Consider the following 852-nt stretch of genomic DNA (forward strand, 5'->3'; position numbering starts at 1 on the left):
GCAGGATTGAAAGCACAAGGAAAACGGAATTCTGTGTGGAATGTTTACATTCCTAAGCAGAATTACTTTTTGCTTGTATTAGCGGCTCTGCCGCGATCGAAGAGACGAAGTCTCTGAGATGCTTTCAGTACCACTGTCAATCCAATGTTACGCTGCTGGGCTTGAGTGGACTCGAACCACCGACCTCACGCTTATCAGGCGTGCGCTCTAACCACCTGAGCTACAAGCCCATTTGGATATGGCCGTTCCTTCCGGCCCACCATTTAATTGTAGACAATCTTCATTGTCTGCGTGGAGAATACGAGATTCGAACTCGTGACCTCCTGCTTGCAAGGCAGGCGCTCTCCCAACTGAGCTAATCCCCCTCGGGTTTGTTCGACTCTACTAGCGCTCAAGCGTTGCTTTCGCTGAGTATCGCGAACGATTTTTTTACTAAACTCATCTTCGATTCGTTGAGTAAAAAATATCCGGCAGCCACCTGCTTTCCCAGGTCGTCTCCAACCAAGTATCATCGGCCGTTTTGGTCTTAACCATCGTGTTCGGGATGGGTACGGGTGTGTCCCCAAAACGCATCGCCACCGGAAGCATTGAGTACTTAGCGAGGTACTTTCGAGCTTAGTACGAAAGTTGTTCTTTGCAACTTAATGAGCCAGCCAGTTATGGCGCAGCGAATTTAGTGCAATAGAACTTCCTTGCTTGATACTTTTTGTTATCATTGATAACTAAACAATAAGACAACCCCTACTTCTTCTTCCTTAGAAAGGAGGTGATCCAGCCGCACCTTCCGATACGGCTACCTTGTTACGACTTCACCCCAGTTATCGGTCCCACCTTCGGCAGCTCCCTCCTATA

2 tRNA genes and 2 rRNA genes are annotated in these 852 nt (G+C 48.2%); all 4 read right to left on the reverse strand.

The window, feature by feature from the left end:
- Nucleotides 1–156: 156 nt before the first annotated feature.
- Nucleotides 157–230, reverse strand: a tRNA-Ile gene (locus CI597_RS17525).
- 62 nt (nucleotides 231–292) lie between these two features.
- A tRNA-Ala gene (locus CI597_RS17530) sits at nucleotides 293–365 on the reverse strand.
- Between the two features lie 100 nt (nucleotides 366–465).
- Nucleotides 466–583 (reverse strand): 5S ribosomal RNA (gene rrf, locus CI597_RS17535).
- A gap of 176 nt (nucleotides 584–759) precedes the next feature.
- Nucleotides 760–852 (reverse strand): 16S ribosomal RNA (locus CI597_RS17540); the annotation flags it as partial.

The organism is Anaerostipes hominis (ex Lee et al. 2021), from assembly GCF_002270485.1.
GTDB classification, from domain to species: Bacteria; Bacillota; Clostridia; order Lachnospirales; family Lachnospiraceae; genus Anaerostipes; species Anaerostipes hominis.